Consider the following 25,887-nt stretch of genomic DNA (forward strand, 5'->3'; position numbering starts at 1 on the left):
CGAAACTCACCGAGCGGGCTCGCATTCGCGGGGCGCAGGACCCCGTCCTCGCGACGACGTAACCGGTGCACCGCGGCGGTGGGCAGAGGAGACGCGCTCGCCGCCGGGGAGAAGAACCGCGGGTACGACGGCCGGGCTCAGCCGAGAGGCGGGGGCGGACGGATCGTGGACCGGACCGCGCGTCGCCGCACTTCAGCGGTCGGCCTCCGGTCGCAGACAGAGGCGCAGTTGGTGGAGACCGCGTCGGCAGTGGCTCTTGACCGTGCCGAGGGGCCAGCCGGTGTGCCGCGCGATCTGCGTCTGGGTCAGGTCCTCGTAGAACGCGAGGTGAAGCACCCGCCGCTGCGGCGCGGGGAGTCTGGCGAGTTCCTGCCGGATGAGTACACGGTCGAGTACGGATTCGGGGTGGGTGCACGTGTCGTCGGCAGGCGTCAGAAGGGCTCCGGCCGCGGACACCAGCTCGGTGCGGCGGCTCCGCGCCGACAGCGCGTCGGCGATCTTGCGCCGGGTGATGCCGACGAGCCATCCAGGGATCGGGCCGCGCTCGGGGCGGTAGCCCTGCCGACCCCGCCACGCTGCCAGGAACACCTGCTGGGTGACGTCTTCGGCCTCGGGCGCGTCCCTGAGCGAGCGTCTGGCCAGGGCGTGCACCAGTGGACCCCAGCGGTGATAGGCGGCGGCAAGGCAGGCCTCGTCACCGTCCACGAGGCCCTGGGCGATATCTGCGTCGGCCATATCTGCGTCGGCGCGATCCTGGGCGGCCTCTTTCGGATGGGCAAGCACGTCTTCGCGTTCGCCGAAGGGCGGCTCTTCGCGTTCAAATACGGGCTGCGCAAGGACGGGATCTGCGGTCATGGCGACGGCTCCTGGGTCGGGAGGGCTCCCGGTCGTGAGGCGCCTTCCTCGACACGCCCCATGAGCCCCATGGTGTGAAGCGAGGAACATCTCGGACAACTCGCATCGATTCTGCGTCGTATAGTCGCCGTATGGGCGAGGACCAGCCGACGAGGCGACGCGACCCGGACGTACAGCCCGCCGTCACCACGGGTGCCCTGGCCCGTCGCCTCGGGGTGTCGCCCACCACCCTGCGCTCCTGGGACCGGAGGTACGGCGTGGGGCCCGCGGTCCGTTCCGGCGGGCGGCACCGCCGCTGGGCGCCCCGGGACGTGGCGATGCTCGAGGAGATGTGCCGTCTCACCTCTGCCGGGGTGCCGCCCGCCGAAGCGGCCAGGGCGGCCAAGGCGGGCGCCGGTCGGCTTCGCCTCGGCGCGGATCGGTCCGCACAGAGCCGGACACCGCCCGCGCGCTCGCGGGCAGCCGGCGCGCTACCGCTCGGCGATGTCCGACAGGAGTGCAGGGGACTCGCCCGCGCTGCCGTCCGCCTCGATGCGCCCGCCGTGGCCGACCAGTTGACCTCGCTGGTGGACCGGCACGGCCTGGTCGTCGCCTGGAACGAGGTGATGGTGCCGACACTGCACGCGGTCGGACGCAAGTGGGAGTCCTCCGGCGACCGTTACGTGGAGGTGGAGCACCTGCTGTCCTGGCACATCTCCGGTGTGCTGCACCGCGCTACAGAGCCCGTGGGTCCCGGCACTCCAGCCCCTGCCGGCGCGGGAGCCGTGGTGCTGGCGTGCGTCCCGGGCGAACAGCACAGCCTGCCGCTGGAGGCACTCAACGCGGGCCTCCTCGAACTCGGCCTGCCCGCGAGGATGTTCGGTGCGGCAGTCCCTGCGGAGGCTCTGACCGCGGCGGTACGGCGCCTGGGCCCGATGGCCGTGGTGCTGTGGGCCCAGACGCGTTCCTCGGCCGAGCGGCCCCTGGCCCGGCTCATCGCCGCCACCAGCTGGGGCGTCAAGGGGGCCCGCAACCGTCCCGCCGTACTGCTCGGCGGCCCGGGCTGGGCGGGCCACCCGGTGCCGGGCACGCTCCGCCCGCTGGGACTGCGGGATGCGCTCAATGCCCTGGCCGGCATGTACGACGAGCTCGGGGTGGGCCCGCGGAGCCGGCCACCCGCCGCGCTGTGAGGGAGCCGTTCACCCCACCGTCGGTGTCGGTGTGGGCGTCGCGGACGACGTCGAGGAGCCGTCCGCGGGCGGAGTGAGCACCACGGTCGGCTCGCCCGGCTGGGGCGCCGGAGGCGTGACATCCTGCGCGGGCAGATTCGGCTTCCGGGTCTCCTGGAACAGCACCTGATCGAAGTTGACCATCCCCGTCTTCTCCATGACCGTGATGTGGTCGAGCACGGTGTCATTGGCCTGGTCGGCGAGTTGACGTACCAGCGAGTTCTCGGTCGAGGCCCTGATCTTCGCGATGACCGGGAAGATCTGCCCGTGGGTCACCCGCAGGATGTTGGCGAGGTCGGTGTCGAACTGCTTGCCGCTGTCCGCGCTCAAGGTGGCCACGAAGCCCTGCTGTTGCGGAGACGGTTTGTTGGGCAGGGTGATGCCGAGTTGTGTGGCGACCTTGCGACAGGTGGCGTCCAGCGCGGCATGGCCCTTGACCAGGTGCTGGCCCGCCGTTCTGACCGCCGGCGTGGTGCCCTTCTGCAGGGCCAGCTGTCCGGAGGGGTACTCCCACAGCCCGGCGGCCCGCACCTTGACGACGAAGTCGCGGTCGGCCTCGGTCAGCGGTCCCGTCGAGGTATGGGCGATCACGCGCGTCGGGGCACTGGACGTGGTCTGCAACCCGAGCACGGCGGGGTAGGCGAGCGCGGCGAGGGTCATCGTCAACGCACCGGCCACGAAGAGGGTTCCCATGTTCCGTCCAATGCGCATTGAGCCTCCTGGCAGGGCGGCGGAGCAGAGCCGGACGCTCTGCTCCGCCGCATGATGGATCCGGGCCGACGGATCCGGTACGGGTGGTTGGTTCGGACGCCCACCAGTACGGCCGTGCACGGGAGAGGAATCTTTAGCTTGGGTAAAATCCGCGGACGCGCCCCGCCGCCCCCGTCGGCTCAGCCGAGGTTCCGGGCGGCCTTGAAACGGGCCAGCCCGTCCGGGAGTTCGACGATGGGGTCGGGGTAGTCATAGGCGGCGCGTGCCAGGCCCCGCAGCTTCCACGGCTCGTGCACGGTGGCCCCCACGAGTCCCGCAAGCTCCGGCACCCAGCGCCGGACGTACACCCCGTCCGGATCGTAGTGCTTGGCCTGCGTCAGCGGATTGAGGACGCGGTGGGGCCGCGAGTCCGTACCCGTTCCGGCCATCCACTGCCAGTTGAGCTGATTGTTGGCGATGTCGCCGTCCACCAGCAGCTCCAGGAAGTGCCGGGCGCCGACCCGCCAGTCCACGTACAGCGTCTTGCTGAGGAAACTGGCGGTCAGCAGGCGTCCACGGTTGTGCATCCAGCCCTCGTGGCGCAGTTGGCGCATGGCCGCGTCGACCAGCGGATAGCCGGTACGGCCCTGTTTCCAGGCATCGATGTCGTCCCGCGCCTCCGCCTGAGACCGCCAACGGTCGTTGCGGGTGCGGTAGTCGGCGGTGGCCGCCTCGGGCCGGGCGGCCAGCACCTGGTGGTGGAAGTCCCGCCAGGCCACCTGGCGTACGAAGGCCTCGGCGCCGGGGCCGCCCGCGCTGCGAGCCCGGTGGACGAGCTCGACCGCGGAGAGCGTACCGAAGTGGAGGTGGGGGGAGAGCCGGGAGGTGGCGTCGCCGGGCAGGTCGTCGTGGCGTTCCTCGTACGACGCGATACCGTCGCGCAGCCAGGCCGCGAGCCTTTTCCTCGCCTCTGTCTCGCCGCCCCGTGCCAGCCCCTCCGACACCCCGAACAGGCCGGTGCGGGAGGGGATCTTCTCCGACCGGACGCCGTCGGGCACCCGGATCGCCCGGGGCGCGGCGACCACGTCGCGGAGCTGTTGCTGCGACCAGCGCCGGAAGTATGGCGTGAAGACGGCGAAGTGGTCCGAGGAGGCGGGAACGACGGCGCCGGGTGCGAGCGCGGTGATCACGGTGTCGTGGACGTGCAGGCGACAGCCTTCGGCCTCCAGGGCCGCGCGCAGTCGCTCCTCCCGGCGGTGCGCGTAGGCGCTGACTCCCGCCGCCATGTGCACCTCGTCCGCGTCCGCCTCGGCGACCGCCTTGCACACCTGCGGGACCACATCGCCCGAGCGCACCACCAGACGGCCGCCGCGCTCCCGGATCCCGTCGTCGAGATCCGCCAGGCAGTCCGCGAGGAACGCCATCCGGTTGGGAGCGGTGAATCCGGCCGCGGCGACGGCGTCGTCTCGTACGAAGAGGGGTACCAGCGCGGTCGAGCCGTCGTGGGCCGCACGCAGCGCCGGATGGTCGTGCAGGCGCAGGTCCGAGGTGAACAGGACGAGAGAAACGTTCATGGTGCGGCTCCGACGGGGGACATGGGACTGCGAAGGGGGACAGAAGGGGGACATGGGACTGCGAAGGGGGACAAGGGGCACGAAGGGGATACAGGGGCGAAGGAGGCCACGAGTGCTGCCGTGAGCGCTTCGGGCCTGCGGCCCCCCGCGGATGCGGGGATCAGCGAGAAGGCATGGCGGCTGTCCGTGCCCGCGTCGGAGCCTCCTTGGCCGCGGCCCTGGCGATGTTGCGGGCCATGCCGCCGAAGACCACAGCGTGGAAGGGCGAGACGCTCCACCAGTAGGCGTGTCCCAGCAGCCCGCGTGGATGGAACAGGGCGCGCTGCCGGTAGCGGGTCCGACCGTCGTCGCCGACCTCGGCGTACATCTCCAGCCAGGCGAGTCCGGGCAGTCGCATCTCGGCACGCAGACGCAGCAGACGAGCGGGCTGGATCTCCTCCACACGCCAGAAGTCGAGCGAGTCGCCCGCCCGCAGCCGGGCGGCGTCACGCCGCCCGCGCCGCAGTCCTACACCGCCCATCAGCCGGTCCAGCCAGCCGCGGACGGCCCAGGCCGGCGGGAAGGAGTACCAGCCGTTGTCACCGCCGATGCCCTCGATCACCCGCCACAGTGCCTCGGGTGGCGCGTCCACGATCAATGCGCGACGGTCGCTGTAGAGGCTGCCGCCGGCCCAGTCGGGGTCGGTGGGCAGCGGATCGCTGGGCGCGCCAGGCACCGAGGCCGACGACCACCGGGTCGTGACCTGGGCGTCCCGCACGCGTTGCAGTGCCAGGGACACCGCCTCGTCGAAGCCGAAGGGACGCCCGGGGAGTTCGGGGATGTACCGGACGATGTCATGTTCGTGGCACACGACCTCGTGGCGCAGCGACTCGGTGAGCGGGCGGGCGATGGACGCGGGCACGGGAGTGACCAGCCCGACCCAGTGGCTCGACAGTCCCGGGGTCAGCATCGGCACCGGCAGGATCAGTCTGCGCGGCAGGCCGGCCACCGCGGCATACCGCTGCATCATGTCCAGATAGGTCAGGACCTCGGAACCGCCGATGTCGAAGGTGCGGTTGACGTCGGCGGGCATGCGGGCGCTGCCGACGAGGGCGCGCAGTACATCCCGCACGCCGATCGGCTGGATGCGGGTGTGCACCCAGCTCGGCGTGACCATGACCGGCAGCCGTTCCGTGAGGTAGCGCAGCATCTCGAACGAGGCCGAGCCGGAGCCGATGATCACGGCGGCGCGCAGGACCGTGGTCGGCACACTCGAGTCCAGCAGGGTACGGCCGACCTCGGCGCGGGACCTGAGGTGAGGTGACAGCCGTTCCTCGGGCACGCCCGCCGGGGTCAGGCCACCCAAATAGACGATGCGCCGCACGCCCGCGGCACCGGCCTGCTCCCCGAAGATCCGGGCCGCCCTCCGGTCGGTCTCCTCGAAGTCGGCGCCGGTGCCCAGGGCGTGTACGAGGTAGTACGCGACGTCCACGCCGGCGAGAGCCGCGGCGACCGAGCGGGCGTCCGTGACGTCCCCGTGTACCACCTCGGCGTTGCCCGCCCATGGGTAGTCCCGCAGCTTGGCGGGGGAGCGGGCCAGACAGCGCACCCGATGCCCCTCGGCCAGCAACTCGGGGACCAGACGGCCGCCGATGTAACCGGTGGCTCCGGTCACCAGACACCGCAGGCCGGGGTGGGGACGGTCGTCGCTCATGGGTCCTCCGTGGCTCGGTCGGCTGCCCCCTTCGGTTGCTCCCCTCATCCCTGTCTTCCCCGTGGACACCGCCCGCGGATGCGCGCCTCAGCCCGGTACCGGCCGGCGCTGTCGGCGGGCAGGTCATCGCCCTCGAGATGGTTGACGAGGCCCAGGCCGAGGCTGCCTTCCGACAGTGCCCGGTGGATCTCCGACTGCTGGGCGCCGACGACCTCGACCTGCGTCAACGGATGCGTCGCTCGAAAGCCCTGAACCGTGGGGATGAGCAAGGACACGGTCGCCGCGTTCACCGTGCCGACGCGGATCATCCGGCTGATGCGGTGCTGTCCGCCCGCGGCTCCACGCAGCTGGTCCACGCTTCCAGCACATTGATGACGTGCGGCAGCAACTCCCGCCCCTCGGCGCTCATCTTCGCCCCGGACCGCTTGCGCTCCAGCAGATCCACGCCGAGTTCGCGCTCCAGATTCCGCACGGTCTCGCTCAACGCCGGCTGGGAGAGATGGAGTTCCTCGGCGGCCCGGCGCAGCGAGCCGATCCGGGTGACCGCCGTGATGTATTCCAGCTGCTCAATTCGCGCCGCAGCAGATTGCCGACGCGCTCGCGCCGTGTTCAAGGGTTGCCCTATTACGCCTTCGTGAAATTCGGCGGTCCGGGATGCGAGACCGGTCCACTATTTCTTGACTGCCCGGAGCGGGGGCTGCGACGATCGGCGACATGACGATGCGACTGGACCTCACGCGGCGACGCCACGTCGACCTCGCGCGTGTCTCCAGCTCCTTCTGTTGCCGCGAAGCCTGACGAGCGCGACGGTAGGGTCCCCTTCGCACGGGCCGGTCCGCCTCCGGTGATTTCCTCCCGCACGGCGGCCCTCATCGCATTCCCCTGCCTGCCGCGTCCATTTCACCGCCCGCATTCCCTGTGAATTTCCGGGCCTCCATTCGTCATGCCCTCGTTCCGCACACCGGGAGTTCTCCGTGTCCGCAACAGAATCCGAGTCCGGCACCGCAACAGGCACCGCCACCGAACCCGTCCGCTTCGCCTACTGGGTGCCCAATGTCAGCGGTGGCCTGGTCACCGTTCCGTACGGGCTGACCGGCACCCCGGAGCAGATCGCCGAGCGGATCGTCGGCTACAAGCGGCTCGGCGTCGACCTCTTTCTGCCCGGCTTCCTGCATGACCACGAACAGGTCGAGTACTTCGGCCGCCGGGTGCTGCCCCTCGTCCGCGAGCTGGAGGCCCAACTGCCGGACGGCGAGCCCGAGTCCGTACCGGCCCACGCCTGACACCCACCCTGGAACTCCGTTCCTCCGCTCACGAAAGAGGGCCCATGGCCACCGTCCTGTCCGTCTCCGGCAGTCCGTCCGTCACCTCCCGCACCGCCAAACTCCTGCGCCATCTGGACACCCGGCTCGTCGCGCAGGGCCACGAGGTGATCCCGCTCGACGTCCGCACGATTCCCGCCGAGGCCCTGCTCGGCGCCGACTTCCAGCACCCCGCCATCGTCGAGGCGACCGCACTCTTCGCGCGTGCCGACGGTGTCGTCATCGGCACCCCTGTCTACAAGGCCGCCTACTCCGGTGTGCTCAAGGCCCTGCTCGACCTGCTCCCGCAGTACGCCCTGACCGGAAAGACGGTGCTGCCGCTGGTCACCGGAGGCAGCACCGCGCACGTCCTCGCTCTCGACTACGCCCTGCGCCCGGTGCTCAACTCCATGGGTGCAGCGCACATAGTCCAGGGCTGGTTCACCCTCGACAAGGACATCACCACGCGTGAGGACGGCACTGTCACCGTGGCGCCGGGCACGGCCGAGGCCCTGACCCAGGTGGTCGACCAGTTCTCGGATGCTCTGGGCCGCACACCCCTGCTCGCGGCGACGGGCTGACACCATGACGGCCAAAGCGATCGCCGACGATGTGGAGGCCCTGGCCGTCGCCGCGGCGCTCGCCGACTAGCCGAGGCTGTCGAGTTCGTCCGCGCCAAGAGTCGCCCCTGGTTCGAGAGCGGCTTCGACACGGCGGCAGAGGACCCGCTGCCCATTCAGCGCTTCGGTGAACTCGCCCTCCAGGTACGGGCGTCCGAGGCGCTGCTCGGGGTCGCGGCCCGCGCGGTGGACGCGGCCCGAGACGAGCTGAGCGACGACTCGGCCGCCGAGGCGTCCATCGCCGTGGCCGCGGCCAAGGCGCACACCGCCGCCACCGCAGTGGAGGTGGCGAGTGCCCTCTTCGAGGTCTCCGGCACCCGCTCGGCCCTCGACTCCCTCAATCTGCACCGCCATTGGCGGGACGCACGCACCCACACCCTGCACGACCCGGCGCGCTGGAGGATCCAGCACATCGGCCGTCACGTCCTCAACGGCACCCGGCCACCACCCCGCCACGGCCAGCTGTGACCGCCTCGCCGACATACCCCCACGATCGGAGAAACCCGCCGTGTCCCTCACCTTCCACTGGTTCCTGCCCACCAACGGCGACAGCCGCCATGTGGTCGGTGGCGGCCACGGCACCCCTGCCGCCGCCTCCGGCCGGGACCGGCCGCCGACCGTCGCCTATCTGAGCCCGCCGCCCCCCTCCGCGCAGGTGCCGTTCGCGCGCTAGGCGGGGCGTCTCACGCACCTGAGGCGGCGAACGGTCCGCCGGTGTCGAAGGCCAGGGCGGCGAAGCGTTCGCCGATGCGGCGATGTGTGGCGGCGTCCGGGTGGAGCTGATCGGGCAGCGGCAGCTCGGCGAAGTCCGCCTTGCCGTAGAGATCGCGGCCGTCGAGGTAGTGCAGGTTCGCGTCCTCGGCAGACCGCTGCTTCACGACGCGGGCCAGTTCGTCCCGGATGACGTTGAGCGTCAGCTTCCCGCCGGCCCGTTCCGCGGGGTCGCCGGCGGCCTTGAACTGGAGCTTGCCCTCGCTGAGGTCGCTGAAGTCCGGAATGCTCGGGCCGGGGGTGTCCTCGTGGATGGGGCACAGGATCGGGGAGACGACCAGCAACGGAGTGCTGGGATGCCCCTCGCGGATGGAGTCGAGGAACCCGTGCACCGCCGGAGTGAAGGCGCGCAGCCGCATCAGGTCCGCATTGACCACGTTGATGCCGATCTTGATGCTGATCAGGTCCGAGGGGGTGTCCCGCAGCGCGCGGGCGGTGAACGGGTCGAGCAGGGCGCTGCCGCCCAGACCGAGGTTGATCAGCTCCACACCGCCGCGGGAGGCGGCCAGCGCCGGCCAGGTCGTGGTGGGGCTCGCGGCGTCGGAGCCGTGGCTGATCGAACTGCCGTGGTGCAGCCACACTCTGCGGCTCTGTTCCTGCGCGGCTTCGACGGGGGCGTCGGTGCGCAGGGCGACCAGCTGGGTGATCTCGTTGTGGGGGAGCCAGATCTCGACGTCCTTCACACCCTGGGGCAGACCGGTGAACCGGACGGTGCCGACCGGGCCGGGCCGGGTTTCCATGGCACCGGTGGTCATGTCCATCATCAGGACGTTTCCGCCGGTCGTGCCGGCCTGGGCGGTGAGCCGGCCGTCGACAAGCAGGTCGTACACGCCGTCCGGACGGGGCGGGGCGCCCTCGTAGGCCATCTTGGTGCGGAGGGTGTCCAGTTCGACGGTGGTGGCCCGGGTGCGGAACACCAGCCGTACGCCGGAGGGCTGGGCCTCCGCCATGGCCAGCTGCCCGTCGGCGCACTGTGCGCGGGCCCGCGCGGGCAGCCGGTGCGGCAGCACCCCGTGCTCGGTGCGCTCCACATCGAGCGCGCCGCGCAGGAGGTCCGCGGTGACGGGAGTGATGGTCCAGTCACTTGCGGGGGGCGTGGTGGGGGAGCCGGGGACGGGGTCGTGCTGAGGGGTCATGATCTCAGCCTGTCAACCGGATACCCGATCCGCACACGCTTTTCCGCCCCTGCCCCCCGTGCTCGTACTCGAGGCCGACCGTTGACGTCCATCAGGCGATCGGCGGGACCAGCCACCGACCCGGCACCGTCTGCCGTCGCGCGGGCCGTCCGCTCGTGACCGGAGAGACAGGACCTGCCTAGGGCCTCTCGTCACCTTCCCGCCTGCCCCGCGACGGGCCCCGGTCCACTGGGGGCAGTGACCCGAGGTGCGCCCTGCGCACCTCCGCCGTCTGCCCCTGGACCAGCAGGAACATCCCCTCCCGTGCCAGCCGCTGCGCCGGGCTGCTCAGGTCCATGGACCGTCCGCCCCCGGCCACGACCGCCGCGGTCGTGGCCGCGCGCATCACGTCGTACGCCCGCGTCTTGGCCGCCAGCCGCTCCTCGATCCGCTCTTCCGGAACCGGGTGGTCGGCCAATGCGTACGCCTGCCGCCTCACTTCGTCGAGGCGGGAGCGCAGCGCACGCGCGGTCTCCTGCGCGGCAGGGTCGCCGCCCGGCGAGTCCAGCAGATCGAGCGCCGACGCCGTGATGCCGAAGACGGCCGGTGAGGCGTTGGTGTTCCTCGGGCGATCGGTGACCGCCCAGGTCTCGTACGGCGTACGCAGCGCCACCGCGTCGTCCGGCAGCCACAGGCCGTCCAGCTCCAGCGAGACCGTCCGGGAGGCGGTGAGCGCGGCGAGCCGCATCGCGGGGGAGGGGCGCAGGCCCGGCTGTTCGCGCGCCTCGGTGAACGCGAACAGCGCCTCGTCGGCGTCCGTCACACCGGCGAGGAGCATCACGTCGTTCAAGCCCCACCCCGTGTACCAGGGCACCGTCCCGTCGAAGCGCCAGCCGCCGCCCTCACGGGTGACCCGGACCGGGATGCGCGGATACGCGCGCAGCTGGGCGTAGGCGACCCCGGACAGCAGCTCCCCCTTCGCGAGCGGCCCCAACAGCCGTTCTCGCACCGGGAGTTCGCTGTTGGCCAGCGTCATCACCGGTGTGTGGTGCTGGGTCTGTACGAACCAGGTCGAGCAGCACGCCCCGGCCAGGATCTCGGCGGTCTCCCGGGCCACCGCGGCCGGCGCCGCCGACCCGCCGTACTCCACAGGCGCGCTCACTCCGAGCAGCCCCGACCGCTTGACCGCCTCGATGCTGCTCGCCGGCACACCCTCCTGGTCCACGCGCTCCGCCTGGGGCGCCAGCACCCCGGCAGCCAGCTGCCGGGCGCGGGTGACGAGCGGATGCGGTGGGATGGTCATGGAAGGAATCTCCCGCTGTTGTCGTGGCGGGTGTCGATCCGGCGCTCCCGCGTTCGTGTAGTCAGTGAAGACCACCCGATGCGAGAGACCACCGAGGAGGACACCTCATGAAGTACTACCTCTTGAGCGTGATGCAGCCGCAGGGCGAACCGCCCGCGCCCGAGGTCCTGGAAGAGATCATGCACAGCCTCGATGTCTTCCACGCGGAGCTGCGGGAGGCGGGTGCCTGGGTGTTCGCCGGGGGACTGCACGGACCGGAGACGGCCACGGTGCTGCGCGCTCAGGACGCAGAGGTCCTGGTCACCGACGGCCCGTACACCGAGAGCAAGGAGTACCTGGGCGGCATCTGCCTCATCAAGGCCCCCGACCTCGACGCGGCGCTCGCATGGGGCCGCAAGGCGACCGTGGCGACGACACTTCCCATCGAGGTGCGGCCCTTCATGGGCGAAGCGTGATGACTGCCGGCATCGAGGATGTCTTCCGCGCGGAGTACGGCCGCGCGGTCGCCGTCCTCATCCGCTTCCTCGGCGACATCGACCTCGCCGAGGAAGCGGTGCAGGACGCGTTCACCACCGCGGTGCAGAAGTGGCCGGAGACGGGCATACCTCCGAGCCCCGCCGGGTGGATCATCACCACCGCCCGCAACCGGGCCATCGACCGGCTCCGCCGCGAGTCCACGCGAGAGGCCCGGCATGCCGAGGCGGCCCAGCTGTACGCACCGGACGAACCGCCCGAGGAGGGCCCCGTGCGCGACGACCGGCTCCGCCTGATCTTCACCTGCTGCCATCCCGCCCTCGCCACCCAGGCCCAGGTCGCCCTCACCCTCAGACTCCTCGGCGGTCTGACCACCCCGCAGATCGCGCGTGCCTTCCTCGTGCCCGAACCCACCATGGCCCAGCGTCTGGTGAGGGCCAAGGCCAAGATCCGCGACGCCCGCATCCCGTACCGCATCCCGCGCGACGCCGACCTCCCGGACCGTGTCAGAGGAGTGCTGGCGGTCGTCTACCTCATCTTCAACGAGGGCTACGGCGGCCGCGAGGACCTCTGCGCCGAGGCCCTCCGCCTGGGGCGCCTGCTGGCCGAACTCATGCCGGACGAGCCCGAGGCCCTCGGCCTGCTCGCTCTGATGCTCCTCATCGAGGCCCGTCGGCCCGCCCGCGCGACACCGGGCGGAGACCTGGTCCTCCTCGCCGACCAGGACCGCTCCCGGTGGGACCGCGCCCTGATCGTCGAGGGCCAGTCCCTCGTACGCCGGTGCCTGCGCCTCAACCGCCCCGGCCCCTACCAGATCCAGGCCGCGATCAACGCCGTACACAGCGACGCTCCGACCGCCGCCGCCACGGACTGGGGCCAGATCCTCCAGCTGTACGACCAGCTCATGGCCCTCGCGCCCAGCCCGGTGGTGGCGCTCAACCGCGCCGTCGTGGTGGCCGAGGTCGAGGGACCGGAGCCGGCCCTCGCATGCGTCGATGCGCTCGACCTGGACGGCTACCACGCCTTCCACGCCGTACGAGCGGATCTGCTGCGCCGTCTCGGCCGCCGCACGGAGGCCGTACGGGCGTACGAGGCGGCCATCGCGCGCACCGAGAGCGCGGCGGAGCGCGCCTACCTCGAACGGACGCGGGCCGCGCTGATAGGTGACTGAGCGGGCTCGTCGAGGAAGAGACCCGAGGCTCCGTCACCAGAGCACGGGCGATGGCGAGTTACCGGCACCGGCCGCCGGAGAGCAGGCCCGCGCGGCGGCTAGCCGCCGCGCGGAGCGCGGGGGACAGGCTCAGCGCCTCGGCGATCGCCCCCTTGCCCCGCCGCCCGTTCGCGGTCGGCTGGAGGTTCTCGGCGGTGGCGAGAACCTCGTCCACCGCCGCGTCGGTCCGCTCGACGGACGCGGCATCCTCGCGTACCTCCCTCCGCGCCGCGAGACGTGGCGGCGGCTGGACCGCGCGGTCGCGTGCGGTGGCCGATGCTGAGCCACGGGGAGGACGAGCTCCTGCGGGCCCTGCTGGGATGGCTGGTGGACACCCTCGGCCCGGCGAGCGCCAAGAGCACACTCTGAATCCGCCCGCTTACGCAAAGTGGTTCCCGCGTCTGGAATTTATTTGGGTGCATGAAAGGTTGGCATATACATCCAGCTAAGGTTGGCTCATACAACCAGCCACCGAGCACGTTCGCGCGGCCGACCTGCCCGTCCGCGCCCCGACCAGCGAGGCACCGTGAACCACTCCGCACCCGTACAGCCCGCCGACGTCGTCTCCCGGCTGCGCGCCACCTTCCGCTCCGGCCGCACCAAGCCCGTCGCCTGGCGTACGAACCAGCTGCGCCGCCTGCGCGAGATGCTCACCTCGCACGGCGAGGACCTCGCCACCGCCCTCCACACGGACCTCGGCAAGAGCTCCACCGAAGCCTTCCGCACCGAGATCGACTTCACCGTGCGCGAGATCGACCACACCTTGGAACATCTCGACGGCTGGCTACAGCCCGAGTCCGCCCCGGTCCCGGTGCACCTCGGCGCCGACGCGACGGCCTGGACGCAGTACGACCCCCTGGGTGTCGTCCTCGTCATCGCCCCCTGGAACTATCCGCTGCAGCTTCTGCTCACCCCGATGCTCGGCGCGCTGGCCGCGGGCAATGCCGTGGTCGCCAAGCCCAGTGAGCTGGCCCCCGCGACCTCCGCCGTCGTGGCCCGGCTGCTGCCGCAGTATCTCGACACCGATGCGGTCGCCGTCGTCGAGGGCGGCATCCCGGAGACGACGACCCTGCTGGCCGAGCGCTTCGACCACATCTTCTACACCGGTAACGGCACCGTCGGCCGCATCGTGATGCGCGCCGCCGCCGAGCACCTCACCCCCGTCGCCCTCGAACTGGGCGGCAAGTCCCCGGCGTTCGTCGACCGCGCGGCCGACCTGGCCGTCGTCGCGGACCGCCTCGCCCGCGGCAAGTTCCTCAACGCCGGACAGACCTGCGTCGCGCCCGACTACGTCCTCACCGACCCCGAGACTGCCCGCGCCCTGGAGTCCGAGCTCGCCCAGGCCGTCGAGGCGCTCTACGGCCCCGAGCCGCGGGCGGCCACCGAGTACGGGCGGATCATCAACGAGCGGCACTTCGACCGGCTCAGCGCCCTGCTCGACTCCGGGCGCACTGTCACCGGTGGCGACAGCGACCGCGCCGAAAAGTACATCGCGCCGACCGTCCTCGCCGACGTCGACCCCAAGTCGCCCGTCATGCAGGAGGAGATCTTCGGCCCGATCCTCCCGATCGTCACCGTGGCGGACCTCGACGAGGCCATCGGCTTCATCAACGACCGGGACAAGCCGCTGGCCCTGTATGTCTTCACCGAGTCGGACACCACCCGGGAGCGGATCGCCGCCGAGACCTCCTCCGGAGGCCTGGGCTTCGGACTGCCGCTGGCCCATCTGACCGTCTCCGACCTGCCGTTCGGCGGGGTCGGTGAGAGCGGTATGGGCAGCTATCACGGCCGCTACTCCATCGAGACGTTCAGCCACCGCAAGGCGGTGCTGGAGAAGCCGCTCGGCTGAACCGAGCCGATGTGAGGCGGGCGGTGGCCCGGGCCGGTCTTCGGACGGGCCCGGGCCACCGGCGTGTCGACCAACCCCCGCCGGGTGCCCGGCAGTTCTCTGCCAACGTTGTCAGATCTGACTGGTCTACACCCTTGACTGGTACATACCAAAGCGGTTGAGTGTGCCTCCACACCCCCCCACCGCGGCCGCCCCCGGTGCCGTGGCCGGCCTCGCCGGCGCGTGCGCGCAAGGCTCAGCTCCGCTCTGCCCTTGTACCGGGAGCGGCCGTGCTGCGCGAAGGAGTTGACCCTGTGTCGAGGCGCCGTATCTCCGCAGTGATGGCCGCGATCGTCGTCGGAACCGCCGTACCGGCGCTGCTGCCGGCCACGAGCGCGTCCGCCGCGGCTTGTTCGAGCTACCCGAACTGGGTGGCCGGCAAGTCCTACGTCACCGGCAACATCGTCCGGTACACCGACGGCAAGGCGTACATCGCCGAACACGACAACCCTGGTTACGACCCCACCATCAGCACCTGGTTCTGGGAGCCGTACGCCTGCGACGGCGGCTCCACGCCCTCGGACGGTTTCGTCGTGAGCGAGGCGCAGTTCAACCAGATGTTCCCGAACCGGAATTCCTTCTACACCTACAGCGGGCTGCGGGCGGCGATGAGCGCCTATCCGGCCTTCGCCAACACCGGCAGCGACACGATCAGGAAGCAGGAGGCCGCGGCCTTCCTCGCCAACGTCAGTCACGAGACCGGCGGCCTGGTGTACGTGGTGGAGCAGAACACCGCCAACTACCCCCACTACTGCGACTGGAGCCAGTCGTACGGCTGCCCGGCAGGTCAGTCCGCGTACTACGGCCGCGGCCCGATCCAGCTCAGCTGGAACTTCAACTACAAGGCCGCGGGCGACGCGCTCGGCATCGACCTCCTCAACAACCCCTACCTGGTGCAGAACGACGCCTCGGTGGCCTGGAAGACCGGCCTCTGGTACTGGAACACGCAGACCGGCCCCGGCACGATGACCGGCCACAACGCGATGGTCAACAGCGCCGGATTCGGCCAGACGATCCGCAGCATCAACGGCTCCCTGGAGTGCGACGGCAAGAACCCCGCGCAGGTGCAGAGCCGGGTGGATGCCTACCAGAGGTTCGTGCAGATCCTCGGCACGACGGCGGGCGGCAACCTGTACTGCTGACGCCCGCACCGGCACCGGCGGCAGCTGCGTGGAAAGGGACCGTCCGACCGACACCCCGCCCATGGCTCGCCGCCACCGCCGTACTGGACACCGTCCGCACCGCTCCCTCGTCGGCCCGGTCCGCCGAAGTCCCGGGCGCCGGCCCTTACTGCGGCCAGATCGGGACCACCGACCTGAACGCAGTACGTGGCGGGGGAGCGGCCGTTCAGCACGACCCCTGAGGCAACGAGACAGCAGGGCTTCGAGCCGAAGCCCTGAATTGGCTGGGTCGGCCCGTTCTGCGATACCATGGAAAAGGATTTCTGCATCCTCCGGTTCCTCCTCGAGAAATTCGACCGTAGCGGCCAAAAATCGATTCCGTCGCTCGGGTTTGTGCCGCTCCTGCGGCGCATCGTGGCCCGTCGTCATTCGACGCCTGTATCGAGCCGAATGCCGCAATCGAAGAATGAACTCAACCAGCGCCGCGCGCTGGTTGAGCGGGTTCGGCAGGCGGTCGTCGCACGAGTTCGTCGCGAGGAAGATCAGTTCCCATGGACCTCAACACGATCACCGAAGTCATCAGGCGACCCTCTGATGATCGGCCAGGCGCGGACTGGCACGACGGCGACGCTTGGCTCGCCGGCGGAACGTGGCTGTTTTCCGTGGAGCAGCCAAGCCTGCGCCGCCTGATCGACCTGACGGCGTTGCCTTGGGCTCCCCTCGTCCCGAGCGACGCGGGCCTCGAAATCGGCGCGACATGCACCATCCGCGACCTGCATGCCTTTGTGCCGCCAGGTGATTGGACCGCGGGCACCCTTCTCGCGCAGAGCTGCGAGGCGTTCTTGTCCTCGTTCAAGGTCTGGAACTCGGCGACCGTGGGCGGGAACATCTGCATGTCCTTGCCTGCCGGCCCCATGATCACGCTCGCGGTCGCACTCGAGGCAAAGTACGAACTGTGGGCTTCCGACGGATCCATACGCGTCGTCGATGCCATCGACTTCGTGACCGGCGACCATCGGAATGTTCTGACCCCCGGGGAAATCTTGCGGCGCATCGACATCCCGGCGCACGCCCTGAGGAAGCGCACCGCGCACCGTCGCTTCACGCTGACCCACCTCGGCCGTTCGACGGTGTTCCTCATCGGTACTCAAACGCCAGGAGAGAGCGACCTGCTGCTCACCGTCACGGCCGGCACCACACGGCCCGTGCGCATTGTTTTCGACACCATGCCGGATGACCGTACGCTGCAGGAGAGCATCGACGTCATTCCCGCCGACCTCTGGTTCGCCGATCCCAACGGAACCCCCGAGCACCGTCGCCACCTGACAAAGAACTTCGCCGAAGAGATTCGCCGCGAACTCACCGCCGGGGGCCCGGCATGACCTACATCGTGAACGGCAAGAACTTCGACGAAGAACCAGAACCCGGCCAGTGCCTGCGCACTTTCCTCCGCTCACTCGGCCACTTCGGCGTCAAAAAGGGTTGCGACGCAGGCGATTGCGGCGCATGCACGGTGTGGTTGGACGGAAATCCGGTGCACAGCTGCATCACTCCTGCTTTCCGCGCCGACGGTCGTGAAGTGACAACGATCGAAGGCCTCGGATCACCCGGAAACCTGCATCCCATGCAGCGGCAGTTCCGCGACGCCCCGGGGTTCCAGTGCGGCTTCTGCACCGCAGGGATGATCATGACGACGGCAACGTTCACCGAGGCCCAGAAGAAGGACTTGCCACGGGCGCTGAAGGGCAACCTGTGCCGCTGCACCGGCTATCGAGGGATCGAGGATGCCGTGAAGGGCGTCGTCGGTGTGGAGACGGCCGCGCCGGGAAAGGCCGTCGGGACGAGCATCGGTGCGCCGGCAGCCGACGATGTGGTCACCGGTCGCGCCGAGTTCACGATGGACACCCACAGGGAAGGCATGCTGCACCTCAAGGTGCTGCATTCGCCTCACGCGCACGCCCGAATCATCTCGATCGACAAGACCGCCGCACTCGCGGTTCCCGGCGTGCATCGGGTCTATACCTGGGAAGATGTGCCGCGCAAGCGTTTCACCACAGCGATCCACACGGACCATCTCGTCGATCCGGACGACACCTTCATCCTCGACGACACGGTCCGCTTCGTCGGCCAACGCGTCGTTGCGGTCCTGGCCGACACGGTCGGGGCAGCAGAAGAGGGCTGCCGAAAGGTCGTCGTGGAATACGAGGTGATGCCGGCGGTATTCGATCCCGAAGCGGCAATGGTCGAGGGAGCGCCACAACTGCACGCCACGGACGATCCGTTCGCCCGCGACCTCGTCCACAACATCCTGCTCGAGATCCATGCGCACATCGGCGATGTCGACGCTGGGTTCGCAGAAGCCGACGTGATCCACGAAGGAACGTACTCGTCACCGCGCGTGCAACATGCGCATCTCGAAACCCACGGCTCGATTGCCTGGATGGAGGACGGTCGTCTCAACGTCCGCACCAGTTCGCAATCGCCGTCGATCGCGAAAGTCAAACTCGCCTATCTTTTCGCGCTGCACCCTGACCAGCTCCGCGTGTTCTGCAAACGCGTCGGCGGCGGCTTCGGCGGCAAACAGGAAGTGATCTCGGAGGATCTGGTCGCGCTCGCCACCCTGGACACCGGGCGTCCCGTCTGCTTCGAGTACACCCGCGAAGAGGAGTTCACCACGGCTTCGCCGCGGCATCCGATGACGCTGACGGTCAAGCTCGGCGCGAAGGCGGACGGAACACTCACGGCGTTCCAGGTCCGCAATGTGTCGAACACGGGCGCCTACGGCAATCACGGCGGCGAAACCCTGTACGCAGGCGGCGCGGCCGTCATGATCTACCGCTGCCCCAACAAGAAGTACGACGCCTTCTCCGTCTATACGAACACTGTTCCGAGCGGGGCGCTGCGCGGTTACGGCATGACGCAACCGGCGTTCGCAGTGGAATCGGCCATGGACGAACTGGCGCTCGCCTTGCACATCGATCCGCTCGAACTGCGACGGCGCAATATCGTGCGGCCTGGTGATCCGCTCGTCGCTCTGCATGACGGCCCCGACGACGTGATGTTCACCGAGGATGGACTCGCGAAGTGCATCGATCTGGTGGACGGTGCCATGGCCCGTACAGCCGATGAGCCGTCCCCCGGCCCCGATTGGCTCGTCGGCGCTGGAGTCGCGAGTTCCATGCACGAGACCGCGCCCCCGACCGAACACATCTCCGAGGCCTGGGTCACGCTCGGCGACGACCTCATGTACGAGTTGGCCGTCGGAACAGTCGAATTCGGCGAAGGCACGTCGACCGCGCATGTCCAGATCGCGGCCAACCAGCTGGGCACGACGCCGTCGCGCATCCGCCTGGTGCAGTCCGACACCGACCGCACGGGATTCGACACCGGCGCCTTCGCCAGCGCAGGCCTTTTCGTGTCGGGCAATGCGGTACTTCGAGCGGCCAACGCTGTGCGCGACCGCATCCTGGAATTCGCTGCCGCCCACACAGGTGTCCATCTCGTGATGTGCTCGATGGGCGCCGAGGATGTCGCCTGTGGCGACCAGCGCGTGCCGTTGGCCGAGCTCGTCGCACTGGCCCGGGCACGCGGAATCCGATTCACCGCCGCCCGCAAGGCCCATGGCTCACCTCGAAGCGTCACCTCCAATACGCAGGGGTTCCGTATCGCCGTCCATCGGGTGACAGGTGAGATCCGTGTCCTTTACAGCGTCCAGGCGACGGACGCTGCCGTGGTCATCAACCCCGAGCAAGTCAGGGGACAGGTGGAAGGCGGTGTCGCCCAGGGGATCGGCTTCACGCTGACCGAGAATTACCAGGTCGATGCGAACGGCGTCATGGTCAACCCGAACCTGCGCAACTACCGCATCCCCACCTACGCCGACATCCCCCGCACCGAACTGCTCCTGGTGGAATCGGCGGATTCCTTTGGGCCCTTGCGCTCGAAGGGCATGGCGGAATGTTGTATCAACCCGGTGGCCCCCGCGTTGGCGAATGCGCTCCACGACGCCACGGGCGTCCGCTACCGTGCGCTGCCTCTGACCCCGGAGCGGATCTACAGCCGGCTCAACGAAAAACAGTCGATGCCGTCGGGCCTGAGCACATGACCACCGAACAGCACGAAGGCGCCGCGGCGACGGCAATCATCGGCCAGAAGGTTCTGCCCGGAATGGAGCGGGAGTACGAGGCGTGGCAGGAGGGCGTCAACGTGGCTGCCGCCCGGTACCCAGGGCACCTCGGTGTCGAGGTCTCCCCGCCGACACCACTGCAACCCGAATGGGTCGTCGTATACCGATTCGACTCGATAGCCCATCTGCAGGCGTGGATCAACAGCGCAACCAGGCAGAGTCTCCTCGATGTCGGCAACAAATATCTTGACGGTCCCGCCACCCAGCAGGTGGTCAGCGGCGGCACACAGCCAACGGATCCGCTGGCGACCGTCGTGGTGACCCACCGCGTTCACCCGCACCAGGTCGACGAATTTCTCGACTGGCAGCGCCACATGAGCCAGGAGGAGAGCAAATTCGAAGGCTTTCGCGGAACTGAACTCTTCCGCCCGGTCGAAGGACTACAGGACGAATGGACCACGCTGTACCGATATGACAACGCAGAGCACCTCGACGCCTGGTTGACATCGACGAAGCGGCAGGAACTTCTGACTGAAGGCGAGAAGTTCAACGACTTCAGACTGCGCACGATCGACAACTCGTTCGGCAGTTGGTTCGCCTTCGAAGAGAACGGCATAGAAGCGCCGCCGCCCTCGGAAACCAAAACCGCCATCGCGGTCTGGGTCGGCTTGTACCCCACCGTTGTACTGCTGACGCTCGCCCTGTCACCGCTGAGAATGCCGCTCTGGCTCGGACTGCTTGTGGGCAATCTACTGTCGAGCTTCATCATGAGCTTCTTCACGATGCCCTACTACGTGAACCGGCTGCTCAAGCGGTGGCTGCGGCCGTCACCGGACGCATCGGCGGCGAAGTCCAACCTTGTCGGGCTCGGCATCGTCGCCGCGGTGACCGTGTTCTGGGCCGTTGTCTTCTACCTTGTCACCAGGCAGATCTGGACTCTGCCCTGACCGTTCCTACGGACTGAGTGGGAGTAGGTCCTGTTGCCAGAACCCCTGCTCAGCCGCGTGTCCCGAACGGTGTTGGGCACGCTGGTCTCCCGCGTTCGCTCCGTGTCCGGGCGGCACGCATCGTGTGCGTGGTCCGGGAATACGGGGGCGGGGTTCCTCACGCCCAAAGGTGCCTGGTCGGGCCTGGACGGTCCGATGCCCCGCAGCATCGCTCTGGTGCTGTGGGGGCGGTGTCGTCCGTCGCCGGATCGGGTGCCTTTGGGCGCGTCGCCCGATCGCGATGCTCGCGGCGTCGTGACGGGTGGTCTTCCTGTTCTTGCTGGTGAGGGGCTTTTGCCAGTGCTGGGCGCCCCACCTGGAGGTATACGCGGGATCGACGGCGATGATCGCGATGCCCGTCCGGTCGGCCATGGAGGTCAGACGGGCGCGGAGCTTGCCGGTGGGCATGCCCGAGATCAGCTGCCTGAACCGCTTCTTGCGGCCGTGCTTCTCCCTGGTCTTGTCCGCGGTGAAGTCCAAGTTCTCGACCGCGATGGCTTTGACACCGCAGGAGTGGGCCCAGTTCAGCAGCCGGTACAGGGCATGGCGGACCTGGGCGTCGCGATGATCGGCCGACCCGGTCAGGTCGTAGGAGAAGCGGCGGGGGTGGCCGATCGGGATGCCGTGGACGTCCAGACGCCAGGCCGCCAGGTGGTCGGCGTTGGTGTCGACACCGATCACCCCGTCGGCGAGCGCGGCCTCGATGCCAAGGGTCCGGGTCGGGGTGTGCTGCCAGGCGGCGGTGATGTACCAGCGCCCGCGCGCCACATCCAGGTGGATGCGGTAGGCGATGGCACGGTTGCCTACCAGACGGTCGGCCCACTCCTGTCCTCGATGCGGGAATCCTACCCGGGCGGCGAGGACGTACCGGCCGTGTGCGGCATTGGCCAACTCAGCCAGCGGCGCAGGTAGTTTGAGCAATACCTCGCCCTCGGGTGTGACGCGGATCGTCTCGTTCCCGTATCGTTTCCCGCTCTCCCCGTCCGCTTGAAGGAACCAGCGCCCGGCCTCCCAACGCTGCCGCCAGGCATCCGCGGTGAGCTGCGCTGCTGGAAGGTGGTGCCGGTTGAGGGCCAGCCGCTTTCCGCCCCGCACCACGTGCACCACGCCGTTGTCGCGATCCTTCACCTCCCGCGCCAGCCGGTCTTGCAGCACACGCAGGCGGCGGCTCTTGTGGAACCACTCGCCCTTCGAGCGGTAGCCGCCCGGCATTCTCTTCGAGCCGCGCTCGCCGATCGGCAGGGACAGACGGTGCGCGATGGTCTGGATCCCGGCTTCGAGGTGATGGATGTGCGCCTGCTGGCAGCAGCGGGCCAGCGCCCACTGATCGTGGGTGGCCTTGGTGAGGGAGCCGGCCCAGCGAGCCGACGAATGAGGGGTCAGCGAGCGCTTGCGTGCTGCCCACGTGTCGCTGCTGTGGTCGAGGCCATCAGCGCAGCGGGCGGCAAGGTCCTTCGCAGCGAGTGAGCCGTTGTGCGCGCCGACCCACCGCAGAACCGTCTCATCCTCGACGGTCAAACCCTTCAGCCGGTCTCGGATCGACACACCCGAGGGCCCGAGAGCGACGAACGGCAGGGCGATCGGACGCAACCCCCTCTCCCGCACCGCTTACCCCCTCACCCTTCCCGTGACCATCAGCACCACGAACGTACCGGCACCCACCGACAATCCCATCCCCACAACCGCAACGGACTCGGCCAGACAGCCCTGCACTCACTCAAACGACCTCAGACACGAGCAGTTGGGTACCCCCCAACTCTCTCGGCGACGTCGGACAGCGTCGGCCGTGAGCACGTTGAACGCGCGCACGTATCCGCAAGTCATGTGCGAAACTGCCGCGATGACCTCAGAGACGATCAACGCTGCATCCTCGGGCACTTGGAAACTCGGAGATCTCACCGTCCATCGCATCGGCTTCGGCGCGATGCGGTTGACGGGCAGCGCGGCCTTCCACCACGGCACACCGAGCGACCGCGAACGCTCGATCGCCGTGCTGCGGCGGGCGATCGAGCTGGGCGTCAACCACATCGACACCGCGGCCTTCTACTTCTCCTCGCTCCGCTCCGCGAACGAACTGATCAACAGCGCGCTCGCCCCGTACGCGGACGACCTGGTCATCGCCACCAAGGTGGGGCCGTTCCGTAACTATTCGGGGGAGTGGGGCACCTCGGCCCGGCCGGAGGATCTGCGCGGCCATGTCGAGGAGAATCTGCGCCAGCTCGGCCGCGACCACCTCGATGTGGTGTACCTGCGCCGTATGCGACAGGACTCGATCGCCGAACACTTCGGCGCGCTGGCCGAGCTGCGCGACGCCGGGCTGATCCGGCACCTGGCCGTCTCCGACGTCGAACCCAGGCACCTCGCCGAGGCACTGGCCATCGCGCCGGTGGTGAGCGTGCAGAACAAGTACGGCCTCGACTCCCCGGACCCCGGGACGGATGCTCTCCTGCGGACCTGCGGCGAACAGGGCATCGCGTTCGTGCCGTTCTTCGCGATCGCGGGCGAGGGCGGCGCGCTGGGCCCGAGCGGCACCACCGACGACGTGGTGCTCGACGTCGCGCGGGCGCACGACGCGACGCCCGCCCAGGTCCGGCTGGCGTGGACCCTCCACCAGGGTCCGCACGTGCTCGCCATTCCCGGCACGGGCAACCCGGACCACCTGGCGGAGAACGTCGCCGCGGGCGCGCTCCGTCTCACGGACGACGAGCTGACCCGCCTCGACGCGCTCCACACGCGGGCGCAGTGAGCCCGCGGGCCCCTGCCGGCTTCACTGCAGGGGCCCGCCGCGCTCAGCCCGAGTACGCGCTCAGCGGATAGTGGTCCGAGAGGTTCGTGTACGTGTAGTCGGTGCCCCAACTGGACACGGTCCAGGGCGCGGACTGCTCCTTGACGACTTCGTTCTTCCACACCGCGGGGCGCGCGTGACCGGCGCGGTGGAGGACGTAGTCGAGATCCTCGCGCGGGTCGGTCGGATAGCGGTCGTGCGCGATGGAGTTCTCCTGTGTGTCGAAGGAGTACGGGTGCCCGGTCCGTGCGTCGGCTCCCACCAGATCGGCGTCCGCGAGCATCGACGCGTACTCCGGGCTGCGCGAGTCGACGTTGAAGTCACCGGCTACCAGGACCTGTTCGTCGGCCGGGATGTTCTTGGCGTCCAGGAACGCGTCGATCGCCTTGAACTGCCGGCTGCGCATGGAGGCGGCCTCACCCGTGCTGCATCCCGGGTCCGTCGACTGCGCATGGGTGCCTACCAGATGAACCCTGGTGCCGTTCACATTCAGCACCACATAGGCGAACCCCTTGTTGGACCACCAGTCCGCGCCGCACGCGTCCTTGTAGACGTACTGCTCCTTGTGCAGGATCGGCCACTTGCTGAGCACGGTCACGCCGCCGTCCTCGGGCGTGGCGGACGAGTAGGCCCCGTCGGTCGCGTCCCAGCCGCTCCTGCTCCGGCCGACCACCGGTGTCTGGTACGGGTACTCGCTCGCAGCCGCGCTCTTGAGGGCGTCCGACGAGGAGTTGTCGAACGCCTCCTGCAGCACGACGACATCGTTCCCGCGGAAGAACGAGGTCTTCGGTATCTCCGCGGCGCGGTGGTCCTGCCCCCAGTTGGGGTAAAGATTCTTGCTCATGAGGAAGACGTTGTACGTCAGCACCCTCATCGAAGGCGTCGTCGCGGTGTCCGCCGACGCGGGCGAGGCCCCGACGAGGCCCGCGGCGGTGAGCGAGAGGACGAGGGTGGCTGCGCCCTGAGTGCGGCGCAGTGAGGAGAGCGGCACTGGATCTCCCTGTGAGTGAGGGGGGTTGAGTGGCGCCGCACATCAAATCACCGAGGATTACTGTCAGGTAACTCCCGTGCACGGAAAGGATGTCTCCCAGAAGTACGTCCAGAGTGGAGCAGGCCGGGGAGGCACTTCTGGCCCTGCCCCTTCGCGCCCAGGTCTCCGGCCGTCCTATGTCCGGCCGGCGCGGGGCGCGCGTGCCGCAACCCGTCCCTACCGCCTGATGTACGCCTCCACCTCCTGGCTCTACCCGGTGCTGCGCCGCCTGTCCCCGCGGCACATGACCACGACGGACACGGTGGGCCGGGCCATGCTCGCGGTGACGCGAAGCTGAGGGCGAGGGCCGCGCGTGCTCACCGGCGTGGAGATCAACGGACTTGCTGCCCAGGAGGCGGCGTAGCGGCGCCCGCCCGCGAGGCATCGTCGCGGGCGGGCGGCTGCCGAAGGCCCTTCAGCCCAGCTGCTCGTGCAGGAAGGCCACCGTGCTCTCCCAGGCTTGCGCGGCCGACTCCGGGGCGTACACCTCGGGACGGCCGTCGTTGAAGAAGGCGTGCTGGGCGGGGTAGAGGCGGAAGTCGGGGGTGATGCCCGCCTGCTGCTGGGTCGCCTTGCTCAGCTGCTCCAGGCTCGACTTCGGAATGCTGGTGTCGAGTTCTCCGTAGTGACCCAGGATCTGCGCCTTCAGGCCGGAGAAGTCGGGCAGCTCGCCCTGGATCACGCCGTAGAACGGCACCGCGGCGCTCACCCGTGGGTCGGCCGCCGCCTGGTAGAGGACGAAGCCGCCGCCCATGCAGAAGCCGACCGACGCCACCGTGTCCGAGGTGACCTCGGGCAGGTCCAGCAAATGGTCGACCGCGCCGGAGAGCAGCTCGACGCCACGCGCGACCGGCAGCTCCTGCATCATCCGGAAGGCCTCGCCGCTGTCGTGCGCCACATTGCCGCCGTACAGGTCGGGCGCGAGGGCCACGAAGCCCTCCGCCGCCAGCCGGTCCGCGACATTCGCGATGTGGTCGGTCAGGCCCCACCACTCCTGGATGACGATCACGCCGGGTCCCCGCCCGGAGGGCGGCAACGCCAGATATCCGTGCGCGGTACCTCCGGCGCTCGGGAACGTCACGTTCTGATGGGCAGGGGCCCCGGTCGACTTCGGCAGCTCGGACATGTCGCTCAATT

General features: G+C 69.3%; 20 protein-coding genes and 5 pseudogenes. 14 read left to right on the forward strand and 11 right to left on the reverse strand.

Going from position 1 to position 25,887, the window contains the following annotated elements:
* Window positions 1–192: 192 nt before the first annotated feature.
* Window positions 193–735, reverse strand: a complete 543-nt coding sequence (locus tag ACIBK0_RS41470) for an RNA polymerase sigma factor (protein ID WP_399092383.1) — start codon at window positions 733–735, stop codon at window positions 193–195.
* Window positions 736–986: 251 nt separating this feature from the next.
* Between ACIBK0_RS41470 and ACIBK0_RS41475 the strand changes: the two genes are divergently transcribed.
* Window positions 987–2,024, forward strand: coding sequence for a MerR family transcriptional regulator (locus tag ACIBK0_RS41475; protein ID WP_399092184.1), 1,038 nt, complete (start codon window positions 987–989; stop codon window positions 2,022–2,024).
* Window positions 2,025–2,033: 9 nt separating this feature from the next.
* Here ACIBK0_RS41475 and ACIBK0_RS41480 read toward each other — a convergent pair whose 3' ends face one another.
* The 4 genes and pseudogenes from ACIBK0_RS41480 to ACIBK0_RS41495 all read right to left on the reverse strand — a co-directional run.
* Entirely contained in the window at window positions 2,034–2,774 is a 741-nt protein-coding gene (locus tag ACIBK0_RS41480) for a DUF4142 domain-containing protein (protein WP_399092187.1), read from the reverse strand.
* A 179-nt stretch (window positions 2,775–2,953) separates the two neighbouring features.
* On the reverse strand, window positions 2,954–4,327 hold the full coding sequence (locus ACIBK0_RS41485) for a cryptochrome/photolyase family protein (protein ID WP_399092190.1): 1,374 nt from the start codon (window positions 4,325–4,327) through the stop codon (window positions 2,954–2,956).
* Window positions 4,328–4,487: 160 nt separating this feature from the next.
* Window positions 4,488–6,020 carry an SDR family oxidoreductase gene (locus ACIBK0_RS41490; protein ID WP_399092193.1) on the reverse strand — a complete coding sequence of 511 codons (1,533 nt, stop codon included), beginning with the start codon at window positions 6,018–6,020 and terminating at the stop codon, window positions 4,488–4,490.
* A gap of 110 nt (window positions 6,021–6,130) precedes the next feature.
* Window positions 6,131–6,633: pseudogene (locus ACIBK0_RS41495) on the reverse strand (LysR family transcriptional regulator); the annotation flags it as partial.
* Window positions 6,634–6,740: 107 nt separating this feature from the next.
* On the opposite strand from ACIBK0_RS41495, the gene ACIBK0_RS41500 reads away from it, so the two are divergent.
* The 5 genes and pseudogenes from ACIBK0_RS41500 to ACIBK0_RS41520 form a co-directional block, all read left to right on the forward strand.
* The gene (locus ACIBK0_RS41500; protein ID WP_356242872.1) at window positions 6,741–6,818 is read left to right on the forward strand and encodes a putative leader peptide; all 78 of its coding nucleotides are present in this window, start codon (window positions 6,741–6,743) and stop codon (window positions 6,816–6,818) included.
* 287 nt (window positions 6,819–7,105) lie between these two features.
* Window positions 7,106–7,303 (forward strand): annotated as a pseudogene (locus ACIBK0_RS41505) (dimethyl sulfone monooxygenase SfnG); the annotation flags it as partial.
* A 44-nt stretch (window positions 7,304–7,347) separates the two neighbouring features.
* Complete coding sequence (gene ssuE / locus ACIBK0_RS41510; RefSeq protein ID WP_399092196.1) at window positions 7,348–7,902, forward strand: NADPH-dependent FMN reductase; 555 nt, start codon at window positions 7,348–7,350, stop codon at window positions 7,900–7,902.
* A gap of 57 nt (window positions 7,903–7,959) precedes the next feature.
* Window positions 7,960–8,409, forward strand: a pseudogene (locus ACIBK0_RS41515) (acyl-CoA dehydrogenase family protein); the annotation flags it as partial.
* A 40-nt stretch (window positions 8,410–8,449) separates the two neighbouring features.
* Window positions 8,450–8,575, forward strand: a pseudogene (locus tag ACIBK0_RS41520) (alkanesulfonate monooxygenase); the annotation flags it as partial.
* Between the two features lie 49 nt (window positions 8,576–8,624).
* Here ACIBK0_RS41520 and ACIBK0_RS41525 read toward each other — a convergent pair.
* Entirely contained in the window at window positions 8,625–9,848 is a 1,224-nt protein-coding gene (locus ACIBK0_RS41525; RefSeq protein ID WP_399092199.1) for a GDSL-type esterase/lipase family protein, read from the reverse strand.
* 178 nt (window positions 9,849–10,026) lie between these two features.
* The gene (locus ACIBK0_RS41530; protein ID WP_399092202.1) at window positions 10,027–11,130 is read right to left on the reverse strand and encodes an acyl-CoA dehydrogenase family protein; all 1,104 of its coding nucleotides are present in this window, start codon (window positions 11,128–11,130) and stop codon (window positions 10,027–10,029) included.
* Window positions 11,131–11,237: 107 nt separating this feature from the next.
* Here ACIBK0_RS41530 and ACIBK0_RS41535 point away from each other — a divergent pair, with 107 nt between their 5' ends.
* Window positions 11,238–11,585 carry a YciI family protein gene (locus tag ACIBK0_RS41535; protein ID WP_399092204.1) on the forward strand — a complete coding sequence of 116 codons (348 nt, stop codon included), beginning with the start codon at window positions 11,238–11,240 and terminating at the stop codon, window positions 11,583–11,585.
* Complete coding sequence (locus tag ACIBK0_RS41540) at window positions 11,585–12,775, forward strand: RNA polymerase sigma factor (protein ID WP_399092207.1); 1,191 nt, start codon at window positions 11,585–11,587, stop codon at window positions 12,773–12,775. The genes ACIBK0_RS41535 and ACIBK0_RS41540 overlap by 1 nt, the downstream gene beginning before the upstream one ends.
* Before the next feature lie 58 nt (window positions 12,776–12,833).
* Here the strand turns inward: ACIBK0_RS41540 and ACIBK0_RS41545 are convergent, their stop codons facing one another.
* The gene (locus ACIBK0_RS41545; RefSeq protein ID WP_399092210.1) at window positions 12,834–12,989 is read right to left on the reverse strand and encodes a hypothetical protein; all 156 of its coding nucleotides are present in this window, start codon (window positions 12,987–12,989) and stop codon (window positions 12,834–12,836) included.
* Window positions 12,990–13,340: 351 nt separating this feature from the next.
* Here ACIBK0_RS41545 and ACIBK0_RS41550 point away from each other — a divergent pair, with 351 nt between their 5' ends.
* The 5 genes from ACIBK0_RS41550 to ACIBK0_RS41570 all read left to right on the forward strand — a co-directional run bounded on the left by ACIBK0_RS41550 (window position 13,341) and on the right by ACIBK0_RS41570 (window position 20,896).
* On the forward strand, window positions 13,341–14,663 hold the full coding sequence (locus ACIBK0_RS41550; RefSeq protein WP_399092213.1) for an aldehyde dehydrogenase family protein: 1,323 nt from the start codon (window positions 13,341–13,343) through the stop codon (window positions 14,661–14,663).
* Window positions 14,664–14,956: 293 nt separating this feature from the next.
* Window positions 14,957–15,844 carry a glycoside hydrolase family 19 protein gene (locus ACIBK0_RS41555; RefSeq protein ID WP_399092216.1) on the forward strand — a complete coding sequence of 296 codons (888 nt, stop codon included), beginning with the start codon at window positions 14,957–14,959 and terminating at the stop codon, window positions 15,842–15,844.
* Window positions 15,845–16,374: 530 nt separating this feature from the next.
* Window positions 16,375–17,205 (forward strand): FAD binding domain-containing protein, encoded by an 831-nt coding sequence (locus tag ACIBK0_RS41560; protein WP_399092219.1) that lies wholly within the window; start codon window positions 16,375–16,377, stop codon window positions 17,203–17,205.
* Window positions 17,202–19,928 (forward strand): molybdopterin-dependent oxidoreductase, encoded by a 2,727-nt coding sequence (locus ACIBK0_RS41565; protein WP_399092222.1) that lies wholly within the window; start codon window positions 17,202–17,204, stop codon window positions 19,926–19,928. Before ACIBK0_RS41560 ends, ACIBK0_RS41565 begins: the two co-directional genes overlap by 4 nt.
* Complete coding sequence (locus ACIBK0_RS41570; protein WP_399092225.1) at window positions 19,925–20,896, forward strand: antibiotic biosynthesis monooxygenase; 972 nt, start codon at window positions 19,925–19,927, stop codon at window positions 20,894–20,896. Before ACIBK0_RS41565 ends, ACIBK0_RS41570 begins: the two co-directional genes overlap by 4 nt.
* 6 nt (window positions 20,897–20,902) lie before the next feature.
* On the opposite strand, the pseudogene ACIBK0_RS41575 reads toward ACIBK0_RS41570, so the two are convergent.
* Window positions 20,903–22,540, reverse strand: a pseudogene (locus tag ACIBK0_RS41575) (IS200/IS605 family accessory protein TnpB-related protein).
* 235 nt (window positions 22,541–22,775) lie between these two features.
* Between ACIBK0_RS41575 and ACIBK0_RS41580 the strand changes: the two are divergent.
* Window positions 22,776–23,681 (forward strand): aldo/keto reductase, encoded by a 906-nt coding sequence (locus ACIBK0_RS41580; RefSeq protein WP_399092228.1) that lies wholly within the window; start codon window positions 22,776–22,778, stop codon window positions 23,679–23,681.
* A gap of 43 nt (window positions 23,682–23,724) precedes the next feature.
* Here ACIBK0_RS41580 and sph read toward each other — a convergent pair whose 3' ends face one another.
* Both sph and ACIBK0_RS41590 read right to left on the reverse strand, forming a co-directional pair.
* Entirely contained in the window at window positions 23,725–24,711 is a 987-nt protein-coding gene (sph, locus tag ACIBK0_RS41585; RefSeq protein WP_399092231.1) for a sphingomyelin phosphodiesterase, read from the reverse strand.
* Between the two features lie 454 nt (window positions 24,712–25,165).
* The gene (locus ACIBK0_RS41590) at window positions 25,166–25,876 is read right to left on the reverse strand and encodes a dienelactone hydrolase family protein (RefSeq protein WP_399092234.1); all 711 of its coding nucleotides are present in this window, start codon (window positions 25,874–25,876) and stop codon (window positions 25,166–25,168) included.
* Between the last annotated feature and the right edge of the window lie 11 nt (window positions 25,877–25,887).

Source organism: Streptomyces sp. NPDC050564 (genome assembly GCF_044457265.1).
In the GTDB taxonomy this organism is placed as follows: domain Bacteria; phylum Actinomycetota; class Actinomycetes; order Streptomycetales; family Streptomycetaceae; genus Streptomyces.